At 68.2% G+C, this 1,043-nt stretch carries 1 protein-coding gene; it reads left to right on the forward strand.

The genetic code is table 11. From position 1 onward, the window contains the following. The first annotated feature begins 137 nt into the window (after positions 1-137). On the forward strand, positions 138-1,016 hold the full coding sequence (locus AC1D12_RS33955) for an ATP-binding protein (protein WP_477845468.1): 879 nt from the start codon (positions 138-140) through the stop codon (positions 1,014-1,016). Positions 1,017-1,043: the final 27 nt, after the last annotated feature.

Raw genomic sequence — 1,043 nt, forward strand, 5'->3', positions numbered from 1 at the left:
GCCCGCCAGGGCCGACCGCCGAGGCTGAGCCCCCAGCCCATCCCCTCACCCGCCGCGCCGCCACGCGACGCGACGAGACCCAATACACTGACGGCCCCATTCCAGCCCAGGTGCCGGCAACAGCCCGGCGGTCTTGCATGTCTCTTGCTCCCGACACGTTGCTGCAGTTGGTTCAACGCGCCGAGGCGCTGCTCAAGCGGCTGGAGGCGGTGCTGCCGCAGCCGCTGGTTGCGCCCGACTGGTCCGCGTCGATCGCGTTTCGGTATCGCCGGCGTGGGGCGTCCGGGCAACTGCTGCCGGTGCGTCATGTGGCGCATGTGCGGCTCAGCGAGCTGGTCGAGGTCGAGCCGCAGAAGGAGCGCCTGCTGCGCAACACCGCGCAGTTCGTGGCCGGCCACGCCGCCAACAACGTGCTGCTGACCGGCGCACGCGGCACCGGCAAGAGTTCGCTGATCAAGGCCTGCCTGAACGAGTTTTCCGATCGCGGCCTGCGCCTGATCGAAGTCGACAAGGCCGATCTCGTCGACCTGCCCGACCTCGTCGACCTGGTCGCCGACCGGCCCGAACGCTTCGTCGTGTTCTGCGACGACCTCAGCTTCGACGAAGGCGAGCCCGGCTACAAGGCGCTCAAATCCATCCTCGACGGCTCGATTTCGCAGGCGTCCGACAACGTGCTGATCTACGCGACCAGCAACCGCCGCCACCTGTTGCCCGAGTACATGAAGGAGAACCTCACCTACCAGCACACCGAGGATGGCGAGGTCCACCCCGGCGAGGTCATCGAAGAGAAGATCTCGCTCAGCGAACGCTTCGGGCTGTGGGTCAGCTTCTACCCGTTCAGCCAGGACGAATACCTCGCGATCGTCGCGCAATGGCTGCGCGGCTTCGGCGTCGGCGAGGACGAGATCGCCACCGCCCGCCAGCCCTCGCTGGTGTGGGCGCTGGAGCGCGGGTCGCGCTCCGGGCGCGTCGCGTTCCAGTTCGCAAAAGACTACGCCGGGCGGCACGCGTCATGAGTACCGCTGCCGAGCGCACGCCGGTCG

The organism is Rhizobacter sp. P1_G5 (assembly GCF_056405435.1).

Bases quoted from the DNA above. Each gene is read 5' to 3' on its own strand.
- AC1D12_RS33955 (WP_477845468.1), top strand. From the start codon at position 138: ATGTCTCTTGCTCCCGACACGTTGCTGCAGTTGGTTCAACGCGCCGAG.